This window comes from Nocardiopsis sp. RV163 (assembly GCF_001029525.1).
Classification (GTDB): domain Bacteria; phylum Actinomycetota; class Actinomycetes; order Streptosporangiales; family Streptosporangiaceae; genus Nocardiopsis; species Nocardiopsis dassonvillei.
This window is the reverse complement of the sequence record NZ_LEKI01000201.1, coordinates 1-8,567: the sequence shown is the minus strand read 5'-3', so window position 1 is coordinate 8,567 and position 8,567 is coordinate 1. Positions and strand designations below refer to the sequence as shown.

Sequence of the window (8,567 nt, the reverse complement as noted above, 5' to 3'; positions counted from 1 at the left end):
AACGCCTGCGACGTGACGCCCCCGACCGGCGCCGACCGCGCCGCACCGCCGCAGGGTACGGCTCCCCCCGGCCGTCCGTCCGGCGAGGCGGGCCAGCCGTCCCGCCCGGGAGCGCGGGAGACGGCGCGGTCCGGTCCGGAACCGGCCCCCGCAGGAAAGACCGGCCCCGAGCGGAACGGCTCCCCCTCCACCGTCACCGCGGACCGGGGCGGGAGCGCGCCCCCGTACTCGTTCGACGCCTCGCTGAACCCCGCCGAGGGCTCCCCGGGCCTCCGTGACGACGCGGACGACAACTCCTCCCTCGGCGAGACGGGCTCCGACACGTCGTCGGTGTTCGACGACACCGCGTCCGACACCTCGAGCCTGGACACCGAGTGGTTGGAGGCCCAGGACCCGCGGCCCAGTGCCGACGCCCCGCCCCCGGCCGTGAAGGGCGTGAGGACCCCGCAGGACCTGTACAACGCCCCGGACGGGGACGCCGGGTCCGTCCGGGCCTTCCCCGTAACCGAGATCGGCACGGCGTGGCGCGCTCCCACCGTTTCCGACCCCTCGGACGGACCGGTCCCGGCGGCCGTGAGCACCGGCGCGCAGGCATCCCCGCCCGGCGCGACCGGCCCCTCGGCGGACCGCCACGACGCCCCCCGGAGCACCGGGGACGCCGAGACGGGCGAAGGGCCCGGGACCGGACGTGGCACCGTCCGCGACCGGGGCGGCGACGGTGCTCCTCCGGCCCCCACCGCCGACCGCGCGGACACCCGCGCCGAACGCGCCTCGGAGCTGGTCGCACAGGCCCGACGGCACCTGGGCGAAGGGGACGTCGCGCGGGCGCGGGCGGTGAGCGCGGACATCCAGAGCCTGCTCTCCCCTCGACCCGACGACGGCGCCCCGCAGAACCCCTCCGTGCGCAGGGCCCGCGCTCTGGCGCTCGGGCTGGTCTTCACCCTGTCCGCCCCGGCGGACCCGCGGACACCCGCCGACCCGGACGCCTTCCCGGCGGACAGGGCCGAGGACGCAGCCACACTCCTTGGAGGCGTCGAACGCAACCTCCGGGACCGCCACGACCCGGCCCGCGCCCGGCTCTGGCTGCCCGGCGAACGGCTCACGACGGACCACGTCCGCTACGCGATGCAGGACCCCGCAGACCGGGGCCCCTCCCCCCAGGGCGCACCGAGTGCGGTGACGGCCGTCAACACGGTGCTGGTGGGCGGCGACGCAGACGCGCCGGCCTCGGAAGGACGGTCCGGGGAGCAGTCGACGCCGGGCCGGGACGGAAGCCCCGAATCGCGCGCGACGGAGGGGGAAACCGGGGACCCGCCGACCCCGCTCTCCCACTCCGAGGCCGCAACCGTGGCGGAGCGGGCCAGGGCAACGGCCGAGAACGCCCTGGGTCTGGCACGTGCGGCGGCGGCCCGGGTGTCCGCGGCGGCCCGGAACGCGGCCGACGCCAGCGCCGTGACCGCGGACGCCGTGACCGCCGCCGAAGAGGCCGCCCGCGCGCACGAGGAGACCGCCCGCGCCTCCGGAGCTGCACGGGACGCGGCGCGCCTGGCCGTCGAGGCCGCACGCGGGACGTCCGCCGCCCTCGACCGCGCCGAGCGGGCGGTACGGGGTACGGCTCCGGGCACGGACGCCCACCGCGCCGCCGTAGGCGCCGAGGCCGCCGTCCGCGCCAGCCACGAGGAGACGGTGCGGCTGCGGGACGGGGCGGAGCGCCACGCACGGGACGCAGACGCCGCGCTCCGCGATGCCGCCGCGACCGCGGACGACGCCCTGACCGCCGTCTCCCGTCGCGTGGTCGGGGACGCCGAACGGACCTCGGCCGCGGCGGAGCGGGCCGCCGTCGGCACCGCCAACGCCCTGCGCGTCGCGCGCGGGGCCGCCGACCGGACCGCGCAGGCGGCACGGGACGCGGCCGACACCGCCGACGCCGAGGCCGCCGTCGCCGCGGCGGAACGGGCCGTCCGGCAGCGGTACGGCGCCGCGGACGGGGCCGGGGCGGTGCGGCTGGCCGCGGACCAGGCCGAGGGGTTCGCCGGTCGGACCGCCGCGTCGGTCGCGTTGGCGGAGCGGATAACCCGGGCGGCCGCCCCCGGCACGGACGCCCACCGAACCGCCATGGGAGGTGAGGCGGCCGTCCGTTCCGCCCGTGACCGGGCGGAACGGCAGCGGACCGGGGCACGGGCGCGCGTGGAGGAGGCCGCCACCGCACACCACGACTCGACCGCCGCGGCCGTCGAAGCCCTCACCGCGGCCGCGCACCGCGCGGCGTCCGACTCCGCCGGTACCCGGATGGCTGCCGACGACGCCTACCGGCGGTCCGGGATCGCACGGAACCGGCTCGCGCGGGCGGAGGACGCCCTCCGGGACGCGGCCCTGGCCGACACCGCGCGCCCCCGGCGGCCGCAGGAGTCCCGGGACGCGGCCCGGCGCCTCACCGACGCCATCGTTGAGGCGCGCGAGGCCGCGGACGCCGCGCGGCTGGCCCGTGCCGGCGCGGAGGCCTTCGCCGGGTCCGCGCGCGTCGCCGGCACCACCGCCGCCCTGGACGCCCTGGGCCGGATGTCCACCGCGCTGCGCTCAGCCCCGGACAGCGCCCATCCCGCGGCCACGCGGGTCGAGTCGGACCTGCGGCGAACGGACGCGCTGGTGGGCGGCGCCCGCGACCTGCTCGGACGCACCGCGCAGGACCTCGCCGACGCCCGGCGCCACGCGCGGGACGCCGAACTCTCGGCCGACCGCGCCGAGGCGCTGCTCCCCGGGGACCTCCCGTCGGCGTCGCGCCTGCGCGAGAAGACGGACGCCCGGTACGACCTGGACTACCTCGTCACCTCGCGGCTGAGCGGCCCCGACCGCCTGTTCACCAGGGCGGTCCACCAAGCGGTCGCGGGCATCGTCGGCCAGCGGATCGCCGACCCCCCGCCCGGCCTCCCCGGGCTGGTCGACGCGGCCCTGAACCGGGTGGCCCACGAACACGGGATGTCCGTCTTCTTCGCGCCCGGTGGCCGGGAGGTCACCGTCACCGAACCCGGGACCGACGGCGCCGCCCCCAGGTCCTGGACCGTGCGGGTCTCGCTGGCGTCCGAGGACCCCGCCGGGTACCGGCACCTGGACGTCGAGCACCGGGAGACGGGAGCGCCCCTGGAGTCCCGTGAGGAGGAGCGCAGCCGCTCCGCCACCACCGGGGGCTCGTCTTCCTACGACCCGCGCCGGATCCTCGCGGCGCGTTTCACGGGAAGCCCGCTGCTGCTCGGCGACGTCACCGGGTCCGCGGCGGGGCCGTGGGTGACGGTCGGCGGGAGCTTCTCCCGGGGGCAGCGCGCGGCGTCCCACGGCGGAACGACCACCGCCGCCTCCAAGATCGAGTACACGACCTTCGCCAAGCCCGAGTTCTACGCCAACGACCTGCGGGTGTGGGCCGAGGTTACCGCGCGGGCGGAAGGGACCGGGGAGGACCATCCGCCCGCCGTGGACCTCCCGGTCGGCTCCTCGGTGGTCCGTGACGGCATGGTGTTCACCCTGTCAGGCGAGGTCCGGGGGCGGCCGGACGGGATGCCGGTGCGCATCGACCTCGCCCCGGGCGCCCGGGAGGGGGGCGGCCCGGGGCACCGGCCCCGCGGCCCCGGTCCGACGGGCGGCCTGCCCATCGCAGTCCACAGCGTCACGCCCGACCCCCCGGCCGGAGGAGGCCCCGCGCACACCGACCTGGGCTCCTGGGTCGCCGACTACCTGGTCTCCGACGCCTACCGGCTGAACAGGGAGGCGACCAGCGCGAACGGCGCGGTCCAGTGGATGAAGGACCTCACCGGGCCGGGCACCGGCCAGGACATCGCGCGGTGGCAGCACGAGATCCGGCACGTCCTCGACAACGACTCCTTCCAGGAGTACCTCCCCCACCTGGACCGGGGGCCGGTCACCGTGAGCGTCTCCCACCCCCGCCTGGGCGAGGTGATGATGGAGTTCTCAGCGAGGCCGCGCGACTACCGGATCAAGGACCACAGTCCGCTGATCGACGACGCGACCTTCAAGGAGGGCGTCAAGGACGGCACCAGCCTCACCCAGAGCCGCAACACGAGCTTCACCCTTACGGGGGGAGCCGGTTTCGGTCTGGTGGCCGAACTCCCCTCCGGAGGGACGCTGCGTGTCAACGCCCCCCATGTGGAGGCCACCTGGTGGCAGTCGCTCCACTCAGAGAGCCACGACGTCTCCGGTTCGGGCGAGCACCGCTCCCTGGGCCGCTACGTCTCCTCCACGGAGGAGTTCGCCGCCTACGGTGCTTCCCACGACCTGTCCGTCCACGTCCAGGGCGAGGCGGAACCCCACCACTTCACCGTCACCGGTGTGGAGCTGCTCCCCGGCGAGACGGCGAAGCGGCTGGACCGGGCGGCACGGGGCGAGGAGCCCGCCGACGGAGGGGGCCGGGACGAACGGCGCCCGCCCTACCCGCACCTGGACGCTGACCACCCCGTCCACTTTCGGGGGTCGCACTTCCTCGGCCTGGAGTGGAGCGGTTCCGCCCCCCGCGACGGGACCGGGGACGGCGGGGCCCCCGACGGAGCCGGGGGGACCGTGGGGTCGAACGCCTCCGCGGATCAGGCGCCGGCGGTCACGTCGGACGAGCGGCGCGGCGTCCTGGACCGGTACCTGCACGACGTGCTCGCCGGGATCGCGCGGGAGCACCCGGGCCTGGTCATCCCCGAGCTGGCCCGCGACCGGGACACCTACGCCCGCAGGCCCGGACGGGAGGAGGCCTCCTACTTCGAGCGTTCGTTCCGTGAGCGCTGGGGGTTCCGCCGCTCCTACGACACCGCCCGCGAGAACACGATGCTGTTGCGGGATACCCTCCAGAGCACCCTGGGCAAGGACGGCCTCGAAAGGCTCGCCCGCCCCGGGGAGGGCCTGCCCGTCCGGCTCCGGGAGTCGGCGACGGTGGACCCGACCCTGATGGCGAGGCTGAAGGAGTTCTTCCGCCCGAACACGGTCACCGTCCGGCTGCACGCGGAGTTCGGCCGGCTGTCCCATGACGGGAAGAGCACCGTCGAGACGGGTCTTCGGGTGCGCGGCACCGCTTCGGCCTCCACCGAGTCCGCGACCGGGAGCGCGTTCACCCTCGCCGTCTCCGCGGGTTCGGGCATGGTGCGCTCGGCCGAAGGCGACGCCCGCGGGTTCGCCCGGCTGCTCGGCGGGTTCATGGCCTCGGCGGGCTGGAACCGGGTCAACCACTTCGACGCGGCGTACGGCCTGGGACACAAGTCCGACGCCCGCCTGTTCTTCCCCGAGGGCTCGGACCGGTGGAGCGGCGAGGTGGTCCTCAGCGCCCGCCTGCACGACCACGACGCCGAGGAGCAGGCCGGCGGCGCCGCCAACCGGGGAACGGACCTGTTGGACCGGCCCATCAAGGCCGCCTACTCCGTGGTCACGGCCACCACCGTCGGCGACAACCTGGTCTCAGCGCGGCCGGATCCGGACAGGACCGGCCGGGAGCGGTCGGTCATGACCCCCGAGGAGGCGCGGGAGATGCTCGACCCCCGCCCGGGGCGCCGCGACTCCTCCGATGACGACGCCCCCGGGACCGGGCACGGCACCGGTGACGGGACCGGGGGGACCGCACCGTCCGAAGAGACCGCTCGGACCTCCGAGGCGGAGGGGCGGACCCCCGCCGACCCGCCGACCGACAACACGCGTGTCCTGCTGGACCACGGAGCGGTCATCGAGCACGTCAACCCCCTGCTGCGGGAGGCGGACGGGACGGGACCGGGCCGCAACCTCCTGCGCCGCACTCTCGACGTGTTCTCCCGTCCGCGCAGGTTCTGGTCAAACGGGGGGCGGATGAAGCTCTCCTCCTTCCTGGACGGCGTCGGCGGATCGGCCCTTCTCTCCAACCTCATGTCCCCCACCGCGATCGCCTCCGACCCCGCGTCCTTCGCGGAATCGGGCCGCCGCAGGCGGATCGAGATGCGGGGCACCTGGTTGTCCCCCAACGACATGAGGGCCACCGGGGTCACCAAGATCACGGTCGGCGAGATCACCGACCTGAGGCTGACCAAGGCACAGGTCACCGTCCAGTCCGAGACGTCGTCGACGGCGTCCGCGGCCGTCACCAGGATCAACGGCCTCTTCGCCCGGTTCTCGGGCTTCGCCGGTGGAACCACCAACTCCATCGAGGAGGGCGGGGCCGAATCCGGGGTCGAGCGGTCCACCGCCGACGGCATGGTCCCCATGGCCGGCCCCTCCCACAACCGGAGCTTCCTCCGCCGAGGCGAGACCTCCGACTCCGAGGTCTCCTCCGCCTCGGGGCTCCTCCTGCTGCCCAAGTCGGCGGCCGTCTACGCCTTCACCGCCGCGGGCGCGGTCGCGCAGGCCTGGGAGTTCAAGAAGCACCGCGGCCTCAACCTCCCCAACTGGTGGACCCACAGGTACGCCGGATGGAAGGCGCGGGTCGACGACCTCGTCTCCGGCTACATCGCCGCCCGCGACGCCGAACAGGCCGGCGTCATCACCGACGCCGTGACCCACGGAGACGACGGCGCACCCTCACCCGCCACCCAGACCAACCCCGCACCACCGGCCCACGCCCGCGTCCGCGCCGGATTCGACAGCGCGGGCAGGCAGACCCTCCCCGTCGATCCCGCCCGCGCCGTGGACGCGTTGGAGACGAGGCTGCGCACCCGCGGGCTCACTCTCAGCCGCGGGGGGAAGGAGCGCCTGCTCGTGACCCTCTCCGAACAGTTGGGAACCGCGACGGACGCGCTCCCGCCGATCCCCGTCAACGTCGTGTCGACGGATCGCAACGCCCACTTCTCCAAGCCCGCACGGGTCCTGGTGGAGTTGGACAGGACCAACCCCCGGGTCGACTACGTCACCTCGGCCGCCGCGACCGTCGAGACCCACTCCTGGCAGGCCGAGCACTCGCACCAGGACTCCCGGCAGACCTCGCGCACCACGGGCCTGGACTTCGTCCCCTGGCAGCCCAGCGGCACGAACGGCGGCGGTGACCGCCCCCCGGACAGCAGCCTCCGCTTCGTCTCCCCCGCGGCGGGGGTCGGTGGAACCAGGAGCGCGTCCGCGTGGCTGTCCTCGTCCTCGGAGACCACCCACACCATCGTGATGGAGTCCTCCGGCCCCTACGTGAAGATGTCGGAGGACGCGTCCCTGACCCTGACCATCGAGGTCGACGGCGACGGGCTCGTGCCCACCGCGGGCGTCAGGCGGGCAGAGAGGGCGCCGTACCTGGAGTACAAGCCACCGGTCGTGGAGAAAACGACGGTGGACGGCGGGCGGGTCCGCGCCTTCCACCTGGGTTCGTCGCTGGAGTTCACCCCGCCCGCGGCTCCCGCCGCACCGCTGGACACGGTGCCCGCACCGCCCGCCGCCACCCCCCGCGCGGGCGACACCCTCGCGGGGGCCGTCACCACCGCCACCGGGGAGCTCACCCCGCCGCCGGACGCGCTGCGCGACGCCGTCATCATGCCGACCGCCGTCCACGGTCCCGACCTGCGCGACACCGCTCTGCGGACCGTCGCCGCGTCGCTGGGCTGGACACCCCCGACCGCGCCCGACTTCGGAGGGAACCCGAGCGCCGAGCAACTCGACCGGCTCCGCGCCCACCACGTCCGCACGACCGACGACGCCCGCCGTCACGTAGCCGACCACCTCGCACTCGACCCCCGCTACACCCCCATCGACAACTCGCTCAACCCCGTGGCCCTCAAGGGCCTCCTCTCGCACAACCTCGGCCGCCCCTCAGGTACCGACATCCTGCGGATCGGACGCTCCCAGTGGCGCGTCGCCGCCACCCCCGACTTCACCGGAGCCCGTATCCTCACCGCACGCCCCGACGCCCGGCTGGTCCGCAAGGAGGCCGAGGGGCGCAGCGTCTCCCACGGCCGCTCCCGGGGCGGCGGCGCCAGCGCCACCACGGCCTTCCGGCCCACCGGCCACCACACCGTGGACCCCGACGACAGCGACCGCACAGCCCACATGACCGGCTCCGGCGAGACCGCGGCCCGCACTGTCACCGGCGACTCGCCCACGGGCCACGGCCTGGCAAGCGGAGAGCCCTCCGACATGGAGCGCCAGCGGCTCGGCACGGCCTACCTGGTGGAGTTCGACACCACCTGGACCACCGGTGCGCGCACCGACGAGAAGACGTTCTTCGGCGGCACCGCCCCCCGGCAGTTCACCTCCCACCACACCAACAGGACCAGTGCCTGGATCTCCCGGAGCGACGCCGTCGCCCTGGGCGTCCTGACCCCTGAACAGGCCGACGCCGCCGACGCGCCCATCACCGCCGAGTACGACGCCGCCACGGCCATGGCCGCCGCCGAGGCCGCCTACACCGAGCAGCGCGCCGGGCTCCCAGCGCTGGTCAAGGCCTACCTCGACGCGCACAGGGCCCACGCCGCCGACCCCACCCCCGTGAACCGCGCGGCCCTCGACGGCGCCCGCACCGCCTACGAGAACCAGGTCACCGCCTACCGGACCGCGCTGAACGCCTACGACGACGCCGTCACCGCCTGGACCACCGCGACCAACGCCACCGCCGCCCACCTGGCCGGTATCACCCCGCC

1 protein-coding gene is annotated in these 8,567 nt (G+C 75.4%); it reads left to right on the top strand.

The features are described 5' to 3' along the window. Positions 1–12: 12 nt before the first annotated feature. A partial coding sequence (locus tag ABD54_RS23795) for a hypothetical protein (protein ID WP_047871768.1) occupies positions 13–8,567 on the top strand: 8,555 nt, incomplete at its 3' end.